Genomic DNA, 18393 nt, shown 5'->3' on the forward strand with positions numbered 1-18393 from the left:
AGACCGCGGTGTCCGCGCCCTGCGCTGCGCTGCGCAACAGCGGGCCAGCCATTCGGGCGAAGCGCGGCAGCGAGTCGCTGACCCCCGGGGTGTCGACCCAGCCGGGGTGCATACCGGCCACCATCACGCCCGCCGGAGCCCAGCGCGCGGCCAGCGGCGCCAGCAATGCACCCTGAATACGTTTGGTGCGGGCATAAGCACGCGCGCCCTGGTACTCGCTGGAGCGGTACTCGATGTCGTCGACCGGCAGTTCTGCGGTGTACATACCGCCCGAGGACATGAAGATGACGCGGGCGTCATCGCTCTCGGCGAGCCGGGGTAGCAGCAGTTCAGTGAGCAGTATCGGTCCGAGAACATGGGTTGCCAGCGACAGCTCGTGGCCGCCGGACGATTCGGTGCGTGCAGACGGCATCACTCCGGCGTTGTGCACGAGACCGTCGACGGGGCCCTCGGATAGTCGGGCAGCGAGATCACGGACGTCCGCCGGATCGGAGATGTCGCCGAGTTCAATGCGCACCACGGCCGCCGGATTGCGCCGGATGATCCCCGCACGTACCTCCTGTGCGCGATCCGGGTTGCGCCCCACGAGCACCGCCGCACCGCCCAGGTCGGCGACGCGTCCGGCGATGGCCGCCCCGATTCCCGACGTCGCCCCGGTCACCACCACGGTCCGGCCCACCAGCGCGCCCGGCGCCAGCTCTTCGTCCGCCCACGACGTGGCCCGCACGCGGAAACCGAGCTTCGAGTAGCCGAGCACCACAGACCGATCGAGTGCCGTATCGAGCCACCGCATTCGCTACCCCTTTCGCCAGCGACCCCGGTGGATCGATGTGTACTCCCGAACGTACCTAAAGGGTGCGCGCCTGCTAGGTCGGTCACACCGGGACTCAAGGCCCAGGCGCTGCGTCGTCGGCGCCCGATAAGCTGAGGGGACAGCCCCAGATCTATCGACAGCCCAGTTCCACCCGAAAGGTCGCAGCCCCGTGCAGATCACCTCCATCGGCCATGCCGGTTTCCACATCCAGACCGCGGCCGGGTCGATCCTGTGCGATCCGTGGGTCAATCCGGCGTATTTTGCGTCGTGGATTCCGTTCCCGGACAACACCGAGCTGGATTGGAAAGCGCTGGGCGATTGCGATTACCTCTACGTCTCGCACCTGCACCGCGACCACTACGACGAGCAGAACCTGATCGAGAACGTCAACAAGGACGCCACCGTTCTGCTGCCCGACTACCCGGTGCCCGATCTCAAGCGCGACCTCGAGCGCCTCGGCTTTCACAAGTTCGTGGAGACCACCGACTCGGTCAAGCAGAAGGTCTCCGGCCCGAAGGGCGACCTGGACGTCATGATCATCGCGCTGCGGGCACCGGCGGACGGCCCAATCGGCGACTCGGGCATCCTGATCGACGACGGCCAGACCGTCGTCTTCAACATGAACGACGCCCGGCCGGTCGATCTCGACGTGATCAACGACGAGTTCGGTCACGTCGACGTGCACCTGCTGCAGTATTCGGGCGCCATCTGGTATCCGATGGTCTACGACATCCCGCGTAAGTCGAAGGCGAACTTCGCCAAGCAGAAACGTCAGCGCGGCATGGACCGGGCGCGCAGCTACATCGAGCAGGTCGGCGCCACCTGGGTGGTCCCCTCGGCCGGCCCGCCGATGTTCCTCGACGACGAGCTGTACGGCGTCAATGACTTCAACACCGGCAGCGACGAGGATGCGGCCAGCATCTTCCCCGACCAGGCCGAGTTCCTGGAGCAGATGACGACACACGGCACCGACGACGGCGAGAAGCATCGCGGTCTGATGATGGTGTCCGGCTCGAAGGCCGACTTCCGCGGCCGCGACCTGCTGGAGATCGAGCACCCGTATCCGCCGGAGCAGGTGTTCGGTGAGAACAAGAAGCCGTACCTGGACGCTATGAAGGAGAAGTTCGCGCCGATCATCGCCGCGGAGAAGGCGTCGTGGGCCCCGGCCGACGGCGATCCGCTGCTGCCGCAGCTCAAGGAGCTGTTCGAGCCGATCATGGCGCAGTCGGATCTGATCTGCGACGGCATCGGCTACCCGGTCGGGCTGGTGGTCGGCGAGGAGACCTTCGTCCTGGACTTCCCCGAGCGGACCGTACGGATGCGGCAGGACGGCGACGGCAAGTACCGCTACGGTTTCCGAATCGCCCCCGAGCTGGTCCGCACCGTGCTGCGCGATAACGAGCCGGATTGGGTCAACACGATCTTCCTGTCGACGCGCTTCTCCACCTGGCGTATCGGCGGCTACAACGAGTACCTCTACACGTTCTTCAAGTGCCTCACCGACGAGCGGATCGCCTACGCCGACGGCTGGTTCTCCGAGGCGCACGACGACGACGCCTCGGTAGAACTCGACGGTTGGACCATCCAGCGCCGCTGTCCCCATCTCAAGGCCGACCTGAGCAAGTTCGGGGTCATCGAGGGCAACAAGTTGACCTGCAACCTGCACGGCTGGCAGTGGGATCTAACGTCGGGCCGCTGCCTCACCTCCAGCGGCCACGAGCTCCGCGCCGAAAAGACCGACGCCTGACGGCAAGTACCCGCTTCCACGATCGAGCGCGCCCTCCCCTTCGATGGCTGCGCGAGCTCTCCCTTCGATGGTTGAGCGAGCGCAGCGAGTCGAAACCACGCCCCAAGGACGGAGCGTCCCATCCACCCACTCACCGGCTACACCGTCGTCGCTCTAGAGCAAGCGGTCGCGGCACCGCTCGCCACCCGCCAGCTCGCCGACTTCGGTGCGCGCGTGATCAAGGTGGAGCGCCCCGGCAGCGGCGACCTCGCCCGCGGCTACGACCACCTCGTCGACGGCACCGGTGCGCACTTCGTCTGGCTCAACCGCGGCAAGGAGTCCCTCGCCGTGGACCTCAAGACCGAGGCCGGCCGAAACGTGGTGCGCACGCTGATCGACGGCGCGGACGTCTTTGTGCAGAACCTCGCGCCCGGCGCCGCCGAGCGGCTGGGCCTCGGCGCCACGCAGTTACGGGCCGACCACCCGGAACTGGTGACGGTGAACCTGTCCGGCTTCGGCAGCGGCGGCCCTTACTCGCAGCGCAAAGCCTACGACATGTTGGTGCAGGCCGAGGCCGGGTTGATCTCGATCACCGGCACACCCGAGCACGCGGTCAAGACCGGCATCCCGACGGCCGACATCGCCGCCGGAATGTATTGCGCCCAGGCCGTGCTGGCCGCGCTTCTGCGCCGGGCACGGACCGGCGAAGGCGCCGAGATCGACGTGTCGATGCTGGAGTCGACCGTTGAGTGGATGGGCTATCCGTTCTACAGCCGCATGTACTCCGACGGCGAACCCCCGCGGATGGGTGTCGGCCACGTCGCCATCGCCCCCTACGACGCCTACCCGACCGCCGACGGCCAGGTGCTGATCGGCGTGCAGAGCGACACTGGCTGGCGCGATCTGATGACCGAGGTCTTCGACCGGCCCGATCTCGTGGCCGATCCGCGCTTCGCCACGAATATCGCTCGAGTCGCCCATCGTGCCGACTGCGATGCGGTGGTCGGCGCGCTCAGCGCTCGCTTCACCACCGACGATCTGACCGAACGCCTGGCTGCTGCGGGGGTTCCGGCCGCCCAGATCAATACTGTTGCCGGGGCCATCGACCATCCCCAGCTGACGGCCCGGGACCGCTGGCGCGAGATCGGCACCGAGCACACCCGAGTCCGGGCACTCCTGCCGCCGGCCACCTTCGCCGACTACGAGGCCCCGATGGGCGACGTCCCCGCCCTCGGCCAGCACACCGCCGTGATCCTCAGCGACCTTGGACTCAGCCCGGACGCGATCGTCCCCGCCAACGAGTTGCCGTGATTCCAGTCGGGCATTGCCGCTGACGACGCGGGTCAGCTCAGTTCCGCCCGGGCGGTGAGGGCAGCGACGACGTCGCCGACCACTCCGCAGCGGGACGTCGGAAGCCACAGCGCCTGGATCGGCGCCTGCATCTGTTCCCGGACGGGCAACACTGTGATCCGGCCACCACAGTGTCGTCCCGGATCGGCAGTGACCAGCGCGAAGCCGCGCTCCACCGCGAGCGGTGCGGCAACCTGGTCGAGTCCCTGGAAGCGACTTACCTGCACGTCCGGTTCGAATCCGATACGCCGACACTGCGCGAGTAAGTACGCGGCGTAGCTCGATCGGCTCTCCGGCGCCCAGAGAACCAGGGACAGTCCCCGCAGCTCGGAAAGGTGAATCCCCGCCGAGTCGAGATCCGACGCGACATCGGTGCACACTGCCACGTTGAGGCGACTGAACCCCGCGACCGCACTCGCATAACCCTCGGGAGGCAGCACGCCGCGCCGGAACGCGATATCGATCTTTCCCAGCTCCAGTTGTCGGCGCAGCGCGCGCGGATACAGGGCCTGCAACTGCAGGATCGCGTCGGCCGGAAAACCGTCGCGCACCACGTCGAAGACGTCCACTGACGACAGGCCCGGGGTATAACCAACCCGCACAATCTCCGACTGGGACCGCGCGGAATCCTGGACGTCCGGGATGAGCCGGTGCGCACCCGCGAGGAGTACCTGCGCTGACTCGTACAGTCGTAGCCCCGACTCGGACGGTCGCATCCCCCGCGAGCGGGTGAAGAGGGTGACGCCGACCTGTTCTTCCAGCGCTCGGATCGAGACCGACAGCGCTTGCTGCGTCACGCCGAGTTGCGCAGCCGCATCGGTGAGGGAACCGCACTCCACCACGGCGACAAACTGTTCAAGGCGACGCAGGTCCAGCGCCGGCACCTTCCGTTCGCGACCGCTCTCGGAGTTCACAATCAACCGTCACATCCGCCCATCTGACTGCACTCATGCCCACTGGCTGCATATGGCGAGCGGTCGATCCACCACTCCTCGCAGATACTACCGTTGCTCGGTTCGGACACCCGGGTCGAGGAAACGAAACTATAAGAGCCGCGAGATTTTTTGAAACCTTGGCGCAGGCGCGAAAATTTCTCCCCTTCTGAACAGGTTGGCTATCGGCTGTCTTTTCTATAAGCCGTCGGCGACACCCCAACTCGGGCTTTGAAGGCGGTAGCGAAATGACTCGGGCTCGAAAAGCCCGTGAGCACGCTGATCTCGCTCATCGACATCTGGGTACTCGTCACCAATGCCTTTGCCTGCTCTATTCTCAAGTCGAGCAGGTACTGGTGAGGCGTAGTGTGAAATGCTTCGGAGAAGGCTTTCCGAAATCGAGAAACAGACATCCCCGCAAGACCCGCCAACTGTTCAAGGTCGAGGTCAGTTTCCGAGGAACTACGCATGTAGTCGATCAATTGCTGTTTCAGCGGACCAGTAAGCGGTGCGCACTCTGTTCGCGGACTGAACGGGGACGCGGCGTATGCATCGAGCAGATGGAAGCGCAGGCTGTCCACGAGTGAACTGCGGAGCAGCCGGACGACGACGTCGTGACGGTCGGCGGTGCTCGCGAGCCGCTCAATCAACCGATGGAGAACGGGGTCGCGCAATCCGACGACCGGATTCAGTTCGGCACCGCCCACCGCGACCGCCGGGATCCTCACGTGTAAAAACTCGAAGGCGGCCGCTTTCGCCTCGCCGGCCGCACGATGGCCAGCGGGTACGAGCCAGAGGTTACTCATGCGCGGAATGACGCGGGCACCCCGCCCGCCGTCGAAAGCCACTTCTTTCGAGCCTGCCGTTCCGCTATGCCAAATCAGCACCTGGTGCTGCCGGTCGGCGAACGTCCACCCCACTGAATCAACGAATCCTTGGCGCACCATTCCCACGCCGATTCCCATTCCGACGTCGCGCCCCGGGGACACTTCGCTCTCCCCCGGCCTCGGCGACGGCACCGGCCCGCCCTGCCGAGTCCGTGCCGCCCCGCTGGTTCGATCGCTCATGGCGGACACCGATCTGGCTCTGTGATCGCACTCACCCCGTCATCTCTGTACCGGTAGCCGAGCAGTTTCTCCATCGGGAACCGACGATACCTCGATCGCCCATTCCGAACTCCAACGAATGCCCCGACCAGGATTCAACAGGAATTTTTGCCCTCGCAACAACAACCCCAGCAGAAAGTCTAAGTACCACCGGAATCAATTTGAATTTGTCCTTCCATCACAGACTTTTGTTTCGATCACTACTACACGGAGATGTCGAACAGCTCAATTCGCCGCATACGCGCGACATTATCTAGTATTGAGGGCGACCCACAATCGCAGCTCGACATCTCGGAAGTGACGTGGAAAACCCTCTCCCGCGCAGAATTGCCCCCGCCGCGAATCGGCGCCGTCGACATCGGGCCGCGGCGAGCCGATGGACGGCGGCCATCGCGGGCCTGTGCGTCACCTTCCTTCTCGCCGGTTGCGTCACCGTCGAGGGTGTTGCGCATCGACAGGACAGCGCGCCGGGCTCTTCCGCGGCCGAGACTCCTGACGCCCCAGTTCGGCGGGCTTCGAACGTTCCGATGACGAAGCTCGCTCCTGGCGAGAACCCGCCGCAGTTCATCCTGTTCTCGTTCGACGGCGTGGGCGTGACCCCCAATTGGGACGAGTTCCTCAAGGCCGCAGATGAGACTGATGCGCGCTTCACGGCCCTGCTGACCGGTCTCTACTTCCTAACCGACAAGGCTCGTTCGAAGTATCGGGGGCCGGGTCACCGGCCCGGCGAGTCATCGCTCGCATTCGGCGGCACCAAAGCGGAGGTCCGGCAACAGATCGACTATCCGAATCGCACCTGGTACGCCGGGCACGAGATGGGGACGCATTTCGTCGGGCACTTCTGTGCCGGAACAAAGCATCCGGGCAAGGACTGGTCCGTGGCCGACTGGAACCATGAGCTCGATCAGTTCTTCTCTCTGATGACGAACTGGCGCGAGAACACTGGAATTATCGGCGGTGCCGATTCGGCGTTTGGCCCGGAGGTGATCAAGGGCGGCCGCACGCCGTGTCTGGAAGGCAGCCCCCGCACACTCTTCCCGGCGCTGCGGGCACACGACATGACCTGGGATTCGTCGTTCCCAGCGAAATACACCGGGATCGCGTGGCCGGAAAAGGAACGCGGCATCTGGGAGTTCCCGGTGCCCTACGTCTACTCACCGAGCCTGAAGAAGAACCAAACCGCCCTCGACTACAACTTCTGGGTCTCGTACAACGGCGGCAAGAATCGGCCGCAGGATGCACCCAAGATTCGTCGCGTTGTGAAGGAGACCTACGACTACATGTACGAGCGTGCGCTGAACGGAAACCGTGCGCCGCTGGTGATCGCCAATCACTTCAACGATTGGAGTGGAAACGCATTCAACCCCGCGACGTGGGACTTCATGCGCGATGCGTGCGGCAAGCCCGAAACCATCTGCGCCACCTATCAGGACGTCATCGCCTGGATGGAGTTGCAGGATCCGGCGCTGTTGGCCCAGTGGCAACGGCGTGCGCCGGTCGCCGTCAGCGCGACGCGGTAGTGCGCGGCGGCGTCAACTCTCCCTTGCCGCGGTGAGCGGCCCGGCTGACTACTTCCAGCACGGTGAGGAACTGCTCGTTGTTCGCGTCGACGATCGACACGTGGTTCCCGCTGGGGATCATCACGAACGACGACTTCGCGCCTTCCTTCTGTGCCGCGGCCACGTAGTTCTGACCCAGGACGGCGGGCACGGTGCGGTCCCGATCGCCGTTCATGGCGATCGTCGGGATCTGTGGATCGATGTTCTGGATCGGATCGACCATGGAGTACCGGTCCGGGATTTGGTCAGGCCGGCCACCGAGAGCCGTGACGATGGCCCTGTCGCCCATCCCGACAGCCGTCACCATGTCAACTGGTCCGGCCGACGAAATCACCTGGTGGGGACGGGACTTCGGCTTGGCGCCGACCGCGTTCTCGTCTAGCTTGTGCCGGATACCCGACCACATGGCCAATTGTCCGCCCGCTGAATGCCCGGCGACGACGACGTTGCTCAAGTCGATCGACCGATTCGCCGCCTGCACATTGGGGATGTAGTCGATCGCTTCGGCGACGTCGGAGAAGGTCGTCGGCCATCCACCGCCAGCCCCTACGCGGCGATATTCGACGTTATAGACGGCGAGTCCGCGTTCGGCGAGGCGGCGCGCGAACGTCACGAACACACGAATCGGCGGAGACAGCATCCACCCGTCCGCTGGTCAGTGCCGCGAACGCCGCCGACTCACTCGAGAAGTCGACGATGTCGATCTCACCGAGCGATGTGCACGCTTTGCTCTTCGCCGGGAGTTCCGTCGTCTCCTGCGTGGTACCGGCCAGCGCGCCGACCTTGCGTCCGCAGGCGTCCGTGGGATCGATGTCACTGCCGGCCTTCACTGCCCATTGGGTACCGACGCGCAGATAAGTGACCATGTCGACCTTTTCCTCACGCGCGGCTGTATCGAATATTCCACGCGCCGCAATGTCAAGGCGACCGTTCTCGACGCCGCCGATCAGACTCGGGAAGGGCCGCTCCTGGACATCCACTTTCAGTTCCAGCAGCTCGGCTATGGCCTGAACCAAATCGATGTCGAAGCCGACGAGACGCTCACCATCCCGGCAGTTCATCGGCGCGAATGGCACATTCGTACCGACGCGAAGCTCTCCGGATTCCTGGATTGATTCCGGCAGTTGACTGCGCAGCGCCGACGCGTCGAACGGCGCCGTCGTCGTCGAACCCGACGCACCGGCGGACGACGTTCCCGCCGACTGCTCGCCGGAAGATCCGCAGGCCGTCGCACCGAGAACCAGGGCCACCGCGACGCCCAGCCCTGCTACCCGTCCGATTCCGCGAATTGTTCGCATGGAGCCTCGTAGTTGGCGCAGTCCAACGTGGAATATGAAGCCCAACATTCCACATTTCGCGCCTCAACCCGAACAACCCGCAGTTGGTCAGCGACAAGTCCGAATTATCTGCTGACCAGTCAGATCACCACCGAGCCTGATCCAACGACCGCCCCAACCCTGCCTGATATCCCGGCGACGGGCTCGGTTAACCGCCCGCGAAAACTCTTTGGTGCTTTGAGCGACACCAGGTGTCGGTCAAAGCACCAAAGTCTCTGCGAAAGGCCCCTCGGTCACCGCGCGATGTCGACGACCAGCCGCGTCGGTGAACTCAGCGTGCTGATTCGCACGGCGGGGTTCTCGGCTGCGCTGCCGATGAAGGCGACGGCCTGCCCCTCGAACGGTCCGGCGACGTCGACCTGCGTGACGCCGCCTTCCCCGCCGACCGCCCCGATGAACGGTTCGACGCCGGTATCGGACGGGTAGCCGATGCCAGTGATCGTCACCTGGATGGCGCTCCGGCCGGCGATCTCGACGCGATCGCCGCTGCCGGCGCGGCGCGGATCGTCAGTGAAACGGGCCATCCAGCCCGGGCTGGGTGTTCCTGCGAGGTCGAACACGACGCGGTCGAAGCCGTCGTGCCGGCCGACTCGCACCCCGGTCACCGAAAGCCGGGCACTCTCAGACGCAGCCTGTTCCTGCGGCAATGCGGCCGTCGGCACGGCGGGTTTGGTCGTTGTCTCGGTGACGGTTTCAGTGACCATCGAGTCTGTTGTCGGGTCCGCTGTGACCGGATCGCTCGGTGTCCCGACCGTCGTCGACGTGGACGGCTCCGGGGCCTCCTCGCTGCTGCAACCCGCCACTATGAGTACCGACGATGCCCCGACGGCCAGACATGCGCGTGCGTACCTCATGTCTCCGGTCTACCCCGATATGCCGGCTGGCTGCCCCGGTTCCACCAGATGTGCCGCAATGATGTGCTCCTCCATCGTGTCGGCGTACCAGGGGCGACGACCGCCGACGGTGAACACAACTCCCTGCCCGACGAGCTCCGCCGGTGCCACCGCACTCCGCGCGCGGTCCTGGAGTAACGCGCGAATCCGCTCCTCCCGCACGTCAACGACATTGGTGTGCACCGCAAGGTCAGCCCGGTAGCGATCGCGGTCGGTATAGCAGCCCTTGTGATGGAACGTGGCATAGACGGCGGCGTCGATCTCCGCGCAGCGCGCCAACGACGCGCGCACGTCCGCCAGCACCGAGCCTTCGTCGCAGTACACCGGACCGAACGACGACAGGTCCACGTCGGCGGTGAAGAACACCCCGTCCGGTTCCACGTAGAAGCCGCAGTGTCCGGCCGTGTGCCCGGGCAGCGGCACGACACCGATCGTGACGCCGCCGCCGACGTCGATCACCGCATCGTCGTCGAAGGATGTGGCGTCCGGCCGCTCGGTCAACGCGAACGTGCGCCGCAGGTCCTCGGCGTTCTCCCTCTCCACGAGATGGGTCACCCGCCGGTACTCCTCCCACGACTGCACGGTCTCCACATCACGCCGATGCACCATGACGGGCGCGGTGGTCGCGCCCAGCCCGACCATGTGATCCTCGTGTCCGTGGCTGAGCAGCACCAGGTCGACGTCGCCCGCCCGGTGGGCGATCGACGAGTCGATCTGCACCGCCGTATCGCCACCCCGCACCACCAGCGGGTTGCCGTGCGGAAATGCGCCACCTCTGTCACCGGGCAGCATCGTGACGTGCGCGCTGAGCCGAACCGCTTCCATGCCGGAAACCCTATCCAGCGATCACCACTTCCTCCTCCGGCTTACGCTGAATCGGCCGGGTCTTCCCGTGCACCTTGCCCGACACCGACGTCGACATCGATAGCGGCAACGACACCGGTCGACACCAGCCATTTGCACCGGCGCCGCGCACCAGCACCAGCACCAGCACCAGCACCAGCACCAGCACCAGCACCAGCACGATGGTCACTGCGCCACCCAGATTGCGGCACCTATCGCCAGAATCGCCCCGCCCATGTAGGCGCGCAGCAGCGTGTCCAGTACCGACAGAAAGGCCTTCGATTCCCTCGCGCCGGCCATCGCGCAGACAAACGCGGCCTGTTTCCCCGACGACAGCGCCGTCTCCACTTCTCGTCTCCCGGCGAGTCAAGGGCAGAACTATTCCAGTGCGATTACCGCCGGCTCGTCGCCGATGTCGCCACTTGCAGCACGGGTGCAGGAGATGACGGTGAGATCGTCAACCGCTAAGCCAAGACAGCTGCGGGGCGAGGAGGGCGTAGCCGACGAAGGCTACGATGTCGATCACCGCGTGCGCGATGATTAGCGGCCACAGGCGCGCCGTGGCTTGGTACCAGCGGGCGAAGATCACGCCCATCACCGCATTTCCCACTCCCCCGCCGAAGCCCTGATACAGGTGGTAGCTGCCGCGGAGGAGTGCCGACGAGGCCAGCGCCATGTACTGCCCGACGCCGAGCTGCCGCAGCCGAATCAGGAAGTAGGCCACCACGATCACTTCTTCGGCCACCGCATTGCCGATAGCGATCAACACCAGCGTGCCGTACCGCCACCAGGTGGTGTCGCCGGGCGCTGGCACCAATTCCGCGTTCAGACCGAGCGCGGCGGCGAGGGCCACCAATGCCAAACCAGGCAAGCCGATCAAGGCGGCGAGTCCCAACGCGGGCGGAACATCGCGCTGCGCCGGCCGGGCAATCCCGACCTTCGACAGCCGAATCCCGCTGCGCCACAACAGATAGACGCCAAGCGCACCGATCGCCACGAGGCGCGCGGCGCGCATCCACTGGCGAACAAAGTCAATCCCGGCGACGTCAGACTCGGCCGGGTTCAGCTCCACCGTCGTTGATCCGATGCCGCCGGTCAGCTGGGCGTCGAGCAGCCAGAGGATCGCTGACAGCGCTGAAAAACCGAACGTCAGGACCCCGACGATTACCAGCTCGATGATTAACGCGCGGCGCTCGGCGGCGTCGCGGACCACGGGTACGTCCGGTTCGGGAGCCTCCCGCAACCGGGTCCACAGCGTCACGGTCGCCAGCCTAGCCGGGGCGTGGTTTCGACACGGAGCCTCGTACCTCGGCCCCGGCTCAACCACCGAAGCAGGCACGGCCTCGCTACGAGACCACACACCGGGTCCCCGACGGTGGAGCGCCCCTCGTCGGCCGCCCATCGACCATTCTGATGGTCAAACCGGCGCAGATGAGTCACCAGTTCCCTCATCTGCGCCGGTTTGACCGGTCGCGTCAGTCGCTGCGCCGTTGCAGCTCGTTCGCGACGAAGGCGACTCCGCGGAAGTACGGACGCGGCAGGGCAAATCCGGCCACCTCGCCCAACTCCCGGAGTTGCTCTTCGCTAAGCGGGTGAAAATCGGCCTGCAGGCGCTGCCGGATACCGGCCAGCGCCTCGGTGCCAACCCCACGCGCACAGGCATATTCGGCGATCACGTCGAGGTCGTCCTCATCGTGTTCCATCAGATCGCACAGCAACAGAGGTGCGCCCACTCGCAGACGGCCCGCGATCTCGCCCAGGTAAGTAGCCTTGGCGTCGTCTCCGGCGACAAAGTGCATCACCAGCAGACTGACGGCCGCGTCGAATCCTCCAGCGCCGAATCCCGCAGCGCCGAATCCCCCAGCGTCCGGCAGATCGGCGACGTACCCCTCATGGAAGGACGCGTTCGGCAACCCGGCGGCCGCACCGCGGCGGCGGGCCACCGCGAGCATATCCGCCGACGGATCGACGCCGACCAACTCCCAGCCCGCATTCGCCTGCGCCAGAGCCAGTGTCTCGGTGCCGGTGCCCGCACCGACCACCAGGACCCGCGCGCGTTCGGGCAGCCGGGCGGCGAGCAGTGCCGCGCTGATCTCGTGCAGTTCGGCGTAGCCGGGGACCAGGTTCACGATCCGTGCGTCGTAGCCCAGGGCGCTTTGCGCGGCAAAGCGCCGGCTCATGGTGGACGTCACTGCTCGTCCACCAGGTCGTGCAGAGCAGCAGACAGGTCGCCGACCCCGGCGCACGGGCGGCCGAACGCGAGGCGCACATCGTCGTCGGACGTAGCCGTCTCCACCCGGAAGGTGATGCCGAAGCGGTCCAGTCCGAGCGGCCGAACCCGACCGCGCTGCAACGCTTCGGGAAACCGGCTCGCGAGGCGGTAGACGAGGTCCTGATGGTCGGCATCCAGATGCGAGAGCCACTGACCCTCGTACTCCCAGAACGGGTCCGGTTCGGCCATCGAGAGCGTGCTCGCATCCACCGATGACGCCCCCGCCGCCGTGGCGATCACGGCGCTGTCGACGTGCAGGCGCAGCAGGCAGTGGCCGTGCCCGACGTCCAAGAGTCGCGCATCGGGATGGTCGCCGACGATCTCCACAGCGAGTTCCCGCTCGAGTTCAGACGGAACCGCGTGCACCCGGCCCGACAGCCAGATGAGCGACCGCACCCGCTCGCGCAGGCTGATCGGCGCACAGTCGGCCAGCTCCAGCATGGCAGGCGTTCCGTCGAGGGCGAGCTCAGCCAGCTCACGCACCGGGGCGTCATCGGGCACCACCATGAACGCTTCGGATTCGAAGAGATGGACCATCGCGACGGCGGCCGGCGCGCATCCGTCCACCGAGAGCGTGCCCTCCTGGGCGCGGCGGCACGCCGTCTGGATCCGTTCAGCGTCGCACGGGACGGCGACGGCAGCGGGTTCGGTTGCGGTCACGAGGCCTGCTCCATTCATACTTAGGTGCACCTTACTTATGGTGACCTAACTTAGAGTGCTGCGGGGAGTTCGTCAAGCACCGTCGGACCTTTCCCGACCGACTACCCTGGACGTCGTGACCGTCTTCGCTTACTTCGGCCCCGCCGGAACCTTCACCGAAATGGCGCTAAACCTCCTACTGGAGCGCCGCGCAGTCGAAGTCGACGATCAGGTCAGCACGGTTCCCGCCAACTCGCCGGCCGCCGCCATCGCGCTCGTCCGCAGCGGCGAAGCCGACTACGCTTGCGTCCCGATCGAAAGTTCGCTGGAGGGTTCGGTGCCCGCCACGATGGACGCGCTCGTGCCCCGCGACGCCGAGCACCGCGTTCAGGCGTACGCCGAAGCCACGCTCGACATTGCCTTCAGCATCGCCGGTCGCGAAGCCCTGCCCACCGATCAGGTGCGCACCCTCGCCGCCTACCCGGTCGCCGCAGCGCAGGTCCGCGAGCGCATTCAGCAACAGTTTCCACATGCCGAGTTCGTGCCCGCATCGTCAAACTCCGGTGCAGCGCAGGATGTTTCACTCGGCAAAGCAGATGCGGCGGTCACCACGCCGATTGCCACGGAGCTCTACGAGCTGGTCCCGATCGCCGAGAACGTCGCCGACTCTCCCGACGCCCACACCCGCTTCCTGCTGATCGGGCGGGCCGGCCGGCCGACACCACGCACCGGGGCCGACCGCACTTCGGTGATCCTCGATCTATCCAACCGGCCGGGCAGCTTGGTCGCCGCGATGACCGAATTCGCTTCTCGCGGAGTCGATCTCACCCGCATCGAGTCACGACCACGCAGGCAGGGCGCCTCCGGCCAGTACCGCTTCTTTCTCGATGCAGCCGGTCACCTCGACGACGCCGCCGTCGGCGAAGCCCTGCGCGCACTGCACCGCACCGCCGAACGGGTCGTCTTTCTCGGATCGTGGCCAGTAGACCGGAACAACGGCGCGAGCCCGCCCGTTGATCACACTGAAAGCATCAACTGGTTCACCGAACTGACCGAGGGAGGCGACTGAAATGGCACGGCTGTTCCTGGTCCGCCACGGCGAGACCACCGCAAATATCCGACAGCAGCTCGATACCGCCCTGCCCGGCGCACATCTCACCGATTTCGGGGCGAGCCAAGGGATCCGGTTCGGGCTGACCAATCCGCTGGCCGCACCGGCGGTGCTCCTCAGCTCGCAGGCCAACCGCGCCCGACAAACCGCGGAGCTGATCGCGTCGGCATGGGACGTCGACACGACGTCCATCGATGACGTCCATGAGGTCCAGGTCGGCGACCTCGAAGGCCGCAGCGACCGGGAAGCGCACGAGTCCTTCCGCGATGTCGTGCACGCCTGGCATCACGGTGACCTCGACGCCCGCCTACCCGGCGGTGAATCATTGGCGATGGTGCATGCCCGGTACGTGCCTGTGCTCAACCGGCTGGCCGACGAGAACCTACTTGTCGCCGATCCGCGCGATGTGTACCTGGTCTCGCACGGCGCTGCCATTCGGCTGATCGCCGCGCACCTGGCCAACGTCGACCCGGAATTCGCGCTGCGCAATCATCTGCGCAACACCGACTCGGTGGAACTCGAACTCACCGACGACGGCTGGCAACTCAACCGCTGGGGCGCCGCGACCGACTTCCTCTCCGCGGTCGCCGAGCCGCTGGGTTAGCCCCAGCCGTGCTCGTGCAGCCACTGGTCGTCGATGCCGAAGTGGTGCCCGATCTCGTGCAGCACGGTGATCGCCACCTGCTGGCGCACCTCTTCTGCGGTGTGGCAGATCGACAGAATGATGTCGCGGTATATCTCGATCGTGTCCGGGAGATAGCCGGCGTATTCCGTGGTGCGCTGGGTGAGCGCGACCCCGTGATACAGCCCCAGCAGATTGCGGTCTTCCGGGTTGAACGGCTCAATCATGATCACCACGTTGTCCATGGCGTTCATCAGCTCCTCGGGGAGCAAGTCCAACGCTTCGCCGACAAGGATCTCGAAGTCCTTGTCGTTCATCGCGAACGGCATGCCTATCCGCCGCCGGGAGCGGGCTGTTCCTGGTCGCTGGGCGAATAGCCACCTGGCAGCGGAACGGGGGTGGGCAAGGCGCGCCCGGGCGGGCCCTCTTCTGGCGGCACCGGAATCTTGCCATTGACCAGCAATTGCTCCCGCGCGTCGCCGACCAACTTCGCGAATCCGCCGCGATCGGGCAGGGCGACGTAGCACACCACGCGCCGGCTCCCGTTCATCCAACTGACCTCGGAGATCACCGACCACTGCACGTTCAGCGTGGAGGCTTTGAACTTGTTCTCGCCGCCGAAGAACTGGTTCGTCCGGTTCGGGCAGATGGTCTGTAGGTACTCGTTTTGGGCGGCGATCGCCGGCCACGGCTTACCCGAATTTCGGGCACCGAAGCGCTGCGACAGATCGACGACGCCCGTGGTCTGGAAAGCGTGCGGCGCGGAGCAGTCAACCGGCTGCGTCGTCGGCTTGCGTGTCGCCTCGTCGAACCCGATGCACGTGCCCTCGGGCCAAGCAAACGACTGGTCGGTGTCGGCGGCACGGCCAGTGAACTCAAGCTGGTCACCGTTCGGTCCGGGCTGCTCGATGCCGCAGCGCAGGACCCGCGCACCTCGATCCCATTGAGACTGTGACGGGAACATCAGGCCGACGGCGAGGCGCCCCTGCGGATCGAGTCCTCCGTTGAGGTATCGATCGACGACGACGCCACACTGCTCATCGCGAACCAGCGCAAAGCGTTCGGGGCCGGGCCAGGGTGCATTCGCACCGAACTCGGATCCGGGGAACTGCGCGGTGTCCAGCGTGCCCGCGACTTCGAATCGGTGCCCCTCGACGCAGCTCACCTTGGTCGGCGTCCCGGCGTTATCGTCGGTCCAGGTCAGGCAGTCGCCAGCCTGCGATCGGGTGAAGTCGGTCTCGTTGTAGGAGCCGCCTTCACCGATGACCGTCGAACCCAGGCCGCCGGACTCGGAGAATCCACCGCGCCAGGCGATAACACCGCCCGCCGCGACGGCACCGAGCAGCACTGCGACCAGCACCGCAACCAGCCGCGACACCGTCACGCGGGGCGCAGGAACCGTACCTTCGGGGCTTTGTCTATCAACTTCGGAAGAGCTCATCGTCGTCCATCATGCCTGGTGCCCGCCGCAACTGTCCGCCGAGTAGGGTTTGAACCGTGATTGACCTGAAGATTCTGCGCGAAAACCCCGATTTGGTCCGCGATTCACAGCGCGCCCGCGGGGAGGATCCGAGCCTCGTCGACAAGCTCCTGGATACCGACGCGCTCCGGCGGGCGGCGATTGTCGAAGCCGACACGCTGCGCTCGGAGCAGAAGAGCTTCGGCAAGCAGGTCGGCCAGGCATCCGGCGATGAGAAGGCCGCGCTGCTGGCGCGCGGTAAGGAGCTCGCCGACCAGGTGAAGGCTGCCGTCGCCCGGCAGAACGAGGCCGAAGAGAGTTTCGCCGCGACGCATCGCGCGATCTCGAACCTCACCGCACCGCAAACGCCGCCCGGCGGCGAGGACGACTACCGGGTCCTTGAGCACGTCGGCACCCCGCGTGAAATCCCCGATCCAAAAGACCACCTGGAGATCAGCGAGGCCCTCGGTCTGATCGACATGGGCCGCGGCGCCAAGGTGTCCGGTTCGCGCTTCTACTTCCTCACCGGGCCGGGCGCCATGCTGCAGTTGGGCCTGCTGAATATGGCTGCTGCCAAAGCGACCGCGGCCGGCTACACCCTGATGATCCCGCCGGTGCTGGTCCGGCCCGAGGTGATGCGCGGCACCGGATTCCTCGGCGAGCATGCCGCCGAGGTCTATCGCCTGGAAGAAGACGACCTCTACTTGGTCGGCACCTCGGAGGTGCCGCTCGCCGGCTACCACTCCGACGAGATCCTGGACCTGTCCGGCGGCCCGAAACGCTACGCCGGGTGGTCGACCTGCTTCCGGCGCGAAGCCGGCTCGTACGGGAAGGACACCCGCGGCATCATTCGCGTTCACCAGTTCGACAAGGTCGAAGGCTTCGTCTACTGCAAGCCGGAGGAAGCCGAGGCCGAGCATCAGCGGCTGCTCGACTTCGAGAAGTCGATGCTCGCCGCCATCGACGTCCCCTACCGGGTAATCGACGTGGCCGCCGGCGACTTGGGCAGCTCCGCGGCGCGCAAATTCGACTGCGAGGCCTGGGTGCCGTCGCAGCGCACCTACCGCGAGCTGACCTCCACCTCGAACTGCACGACATTCCAGGCCCGCCGCCTGGCCACCCGCTATCGCGATGAGAACGGTAAACCGCAGACCGCCGCCACCCTCAACGGCACCCTCGCGACGACCCGCTGGCTGGTCGCAATCCTAGAGAACCACCAGCAGCCCGACGGTTCGGTGATCCTGCCCGACGAGCTCGCCACCTTCACCGGCTTCACGGTGCTCGAGCCCCGCTGATCGCGGCACCGACCGAAACCAACCAGGAAGCGATCGCCAAGGGCGATCTGCCCGCGCCGCTGGCGTGCGTCCAACAGACGCGACCTGAGATTCGGGCGGTGGCCTCCTGCACCCCGAAGGGCTCGCGACCGGCCGTGCACTCGGCCATCGATCCGATTCCGGTGACGCTGACCTGTGCGACCCGATGCACGGCGCCGAAGGACGGGGCCGCCGCCTGTGACAGCTACCTCAACACCAACGGGCCGACCGTGGCCGACCTGCAGGTACAGCGGTCTCATTACTGAATGCGATAGCACGTCGGATCACTCCGACGCGGACGCGTACCAGCGCGACCGGGTTCGCGAGCGCCGCGCCGGTATCCTGGCGACGGTGAATGCACAGCCTTCCCCACCTGGCGGTACGCCCCGCCCCGGGGGGCCGCCGGCCAGCCTGCCC

At 66.0% G+C, this 18393-nt stretch carries 20 protein-coding genes; 6 read left to right on the forward strand and 14 right to left on the reverse strand.

Features of this window, described 5'->3' with window-relative positions; genetic code table 11:
- On the reverse strand, nt 1-793 hold a 793-nt coding region (locus WAW85_RS04530; RefSeq protein WP_422558454.1), incomplete at its 3' end, for an SDR family NAD(P)-dependent oxidoreductase.
- A 190-nt stretch (nt 794-983) separates the two neighbouring features.
- On the opposite strand from WAW85_RS04530, the gene WAW85_RS04535 reads away from it, so the two are divergent.
- Both WAW85_RS04535 and WAW85_RS04540 read left to right on the forward strand, forming a co-directional pair.
- Nucleotides 984-2561 carry a Rieske 2Fe-2S domain-containing protein gene (locus WAW85_RS04535; protein ID WP_422558455.1) on the forward strand — a complete coding sequence of 526 codons (1578 nt, stop codon included), beginning with the start codon at nt 984-986 and terminating at the stop codon, nt 2559-2561.
- 120 nt (nt 2562-2681) lie between these two features.
- Nucleotides 2682-3851 carry a CaiB/BaiF CoA transferase family protein gene (locus WAW85_RS04540; RefSeq protein ID WP_422558473.1) on the forward strand — a complete coding sequence of 390 codons (1170 nt, stop codon included), beginning with the start codon at nt 2682-2684 and terminating at the stop codon, nt 3849-3851.
- Between the two features lie 32 nt (nt 3852-3883).
- Here the strand turns inward: WAW85_RS04540 and WAW85_RS04545 are convergent, their stop codons facing one another.
- Nucleotides 3884-4804: a LysR family transcriptional regulator gene (locus WAW85_RS04545; RefSeq protein ID WP_422558456.1), complete on the reverse strand. Its 921-nt coding sequence runs from the start codon at nt 4802-4804 to the stop codon at nt 3884-3886.
- A gap of 200 nt (nt 4805-5004) precedes the next feature.
- Nucleotides 5005-5889 (reverse strand): helix-turn-helix transcriptional regulator, encoded by an 885-nt coding sequence (locus tag WAW85_RS04550; protein WP_422558457.1) that lies wholly within the window; start codon nt 5887-5889, stop codon nt 5005-5007.
- A 566-nt stretch (nt 5890-6455) separates the two neighbouring features.
- Here WAW85_RS04550 and WAW85_RS04555 point away from each other — a divergent pair.
- Nucleotides 6456-7448 carry a polysaccharide deacetylase gene (locus WAW85_RS04555; RefSeq protein WP_422558458.1) on the forward strand — a complete coding sequence of 331 codons (993 nt, stop codon included), beginning with the start codon at nt 6456-6458 and terminating at the stop codon, nt 7446-7448.
- On the opposite strand, the gene WAW85_RS04560 is transcribed toward WAW85_RS04555, so the two are convergent.
- From WAW85_RS04560 to WAW85_RS04600, 9 genes are all read right to left on the reverse strand, one after another.
- The gene (locus WAW85_RS04560) at nt 7432-8100 is read right to left on the reverse strand and encodes an alpha/beta hydrolase family protein (RefSeq protein WP_422558459.1); all 669 of its coding nucleotides are present in this window, start codon (nt 8098-8100) and stop codon (nt 7432-7434) included. The two genes, WAW85_RS04555 and WAW85_RS04560, sit on opposite strands and share 17 nt — an antisense overlap.
- Nucleotides 8054-8785: a transporter substrate-binding domain-containing protein gene (locus WAW85_RS04565; protein ID WP_422558460.1), complete on the reverse strand. Its 732-nt coding sequence runs from the start codon at nt 8783-8785 to the stop codon at nt 8054-8056. The genes WAW85_RS04560 and WAW85_RS04565 overlap by 47 nt, the downstream gene beginning before the upstream one ends.
- A gap of 272 nt (nt 8786-9057) precedes the next feature.
- Complete coding sequence (locus WAW85_RS04570) at nt 9058-9528, reverse strand: AMIN-like domain-containing (lipo)protein (RefSeq protein WP_422558461.1); 471 nt, start codon at nt 9526-9528, stop codon at nt 9058-9060.
- Between the two features lie 159 nt (nt 9529-9687).
- Nucleotides 9688-10542 carry an MBL fold metallo-hydrolase gene (locus WAW85_RS04575; protein WP_422558462.1) on the reverse strand — a complete coding sequence of 285 codons (855 nt, stop codon included), beginning with the start codon at nt 10540-10542 and terminating at the stop codon, nt 9688-9690.
- A 10-nt stretch (nt 10543-10552) separates the two neighbouring features.
- Nucleotides 10553-10750 (reverse strand): hypothetical protein, encoded by a 198-nt coding sequence (locus WAW85_RS04580; RefSeq protein WP_422558463.1) that lies wholly within the window; start codon nt 10748-10750, stop codon nt 10553-10555.
- On the reverse strand, nt 10747-10908 hold the full coding sequence (locus WAW85_RS04585; protein ID WP_422558464.1) for a hypothetical protein: 162 nt from the start codon (nt 10906-10908) through the stop codon (nt 10747-10749). Before WAW85_RS04585 ends, WAW85_RS04580 begins: the two co-directional genes overlap by 4 nt.
- A 109-nt stretch (nt 10909-11017) precedes the next feature.
- Nucleotides 11018-11821 carry a CPBP family intramembrane glutamic endopeptidase gene (locus WAW85_RS04590; protein ID WP_422558465.1) on the reverse strand — a complete coding sequence of 268 codons (804 nt, stop codon included), beginning with the start codon at nt 11819-11821 and terminating at the stop codon, nt 11018-11020.
- A gap of 214 nt (nt 11822-12035) precedes the next feature.
- The gene (locus WAW85_RS04595; RefSeq protein WP_422558466.1) at nt 12036-12740 is read right to left on the reverse strand and encodes a class I SAM-dependent methyltransferase; all 705 of its coding nucleotides are present in this window, start codon (nt 12738-12740) and stop codon (nt 12036-12038) included.
- An 8-nt stretch (nt 12741-12748) separates the two neighbouring features.
- Nucleotides 12749-13492: a DUF2470 domain-containing protein gene (locus WAW85_RS04600; RefSeq protein WP_422558467.1), complete on the reverse strand. Its 744-nt coding sequence runs from the start codon at nt 13490-13492 to the stop codon at nt 12749-12751.
- Nucleotides 13493-13607: 115 nt separating this feature from the next.
- On the opposite strand from WAW85_RS04600, the gene pheA reads away from it, so the two are divergent.
- Nucleotides 13608-14540 carry a prephenate dehydratase gene (pheA, locus tag WAW85_RS04605; RefSeq protein ID WP_422558468.1) on the forward strand — a complete coding sequence of 311 codons (933 nt, stop codon included), beginning with the start codon at nt 13608-13610 and terminating at the stop codon, nt 14538-14540.
- 1 nt (nt 14541) lies between these two features.
- Nucleotides 14542-15186, forward strand: coding sequence for a histidine phosphatase family protein (locus tag WAW85_RS04610; RefSeq protein WP_422558469.1), 645 nt, complete (start codon nt 14542-14544; stop codon nt 15184-15186).
- Here WAW85_RS04610 and WAW85_RS04615 read toward each other — a convergent pair.
- Both WAW85_RS04615 and WAW85_RS04620 read right to left on the reverse strand, forming a co-directional pair.
- On the reverse strand, nt 15183-15533 hold the full coding sequence (locus tag WAW85_RS04615) for a metallopeptidase family protein (RefSeq protein WP_422558470.1): 351 nt from the start codon (nt 15531-15533) through the stop codon (nt 15183-15185). The genes WAW85_RS04610 and WAW85_RS04615 overlap by 4 nt on opposite strands.
- A 2-nt stretch (nt 15534-15535) precedes the next feature.
- Nucleotides 15536-16588 (reverse strand): septum formation family protein, encoded by a 1053-nt coding sequence (locus WAW85_RS04620; RefSeq protein ID WP_422558471.1) that lies wholly within the window; start codon nt 16586-16588, stop codon nt 15536-15538.
- A 113-nt stretch (nt 16589-16701) separates the two neighbouring features.
- On the opposite strand from WAW85_RS04620, the gene serS reads away from it, so the two are divergent.
- Nucleotides 16702-17958 carry a serine--tRNA ligase gene (gene serS, locus WAW85_RS04625; RefSeq protein WP_422558472.1) on the forward strand — a complete coding sequence of 419 codons (1257 nt, stop codon included), beginning with the start codon at nt 16702-16704 and terminating at the stop codon, nt 17956-17958.
- Nucleotides 17959-18393: the final 435 nt, after the last annotated feature.

This window comes from Gordonia sp. (in: high G+C Gram-positive bacteria), assembly GCF_049299075.1.
Taxonomy (GTDB): domain Bacteria; phylum Actinomycetota; class Actinomycetes; order Mycobacteriales; family Mycobacteriaceae; genus Gordonia.

Bases quoted from the DNA above. Each gene is read 5' to 3' on its own strand.
- WAW85_RS04550 (WP_422558457.1), bottom strand. From the start codon at position 5,889: ATGAGCGATCGAACCAGCGGGGCGGCACGGACTCGGCAGGGCGGGCCG.
- WAW85_RS04555 (WP_422558458.1), top strand. From the start codon at position 6,456: ATGACGAAGCTCGCTCCTGGCGAGAACCCGCCGCAGTTCATCCTGTTC.
- WAW85_RS04565 (WP_422558460.1), bottom strand. From the start codon at position 8,785: ATGCGAACAATTCGCGGAATCGGACGGGTAGCAGGGCTGGGCGTCGCG.
- WAW85_RS04570 (WP_422558461.1), bottom strand. From the start codon at position 9,528: ATGGTCACTGAAACCGTCACCGAGACAACGACCAAACCCGCCGTGCCG.
- WAW85_RS04575 (WP_422558462.1), bottom strand. From the start codon at position 10,542: ATGGAAGCGGTTCGGCTCAGCGCGCACGTCACGATGCTGCCCGGTGAC.
- WAW85_RS04595 (WP_422558466.1), bottom strand. From the start codon at position 12,740: ATGAGCCGGCGCTTTGCCGCGCAAAGCGCCCTGGGCTACGACGCACGG.
- WAW85_RS04610 (WP_422558469.1), top strand. From the start codon at position 14,542: ATGGCACGGCTGTTCCTGGTCCGCCACGGCGAGACCACCGCAAATATC.
- WAW85_RS04615 (WP_422558470.1), bottom strand. From the start codon at position 15,533: ATGCCGTTCGCGATGAACGACAAGGACTTCGAGATCCTTGTCGGCGAA.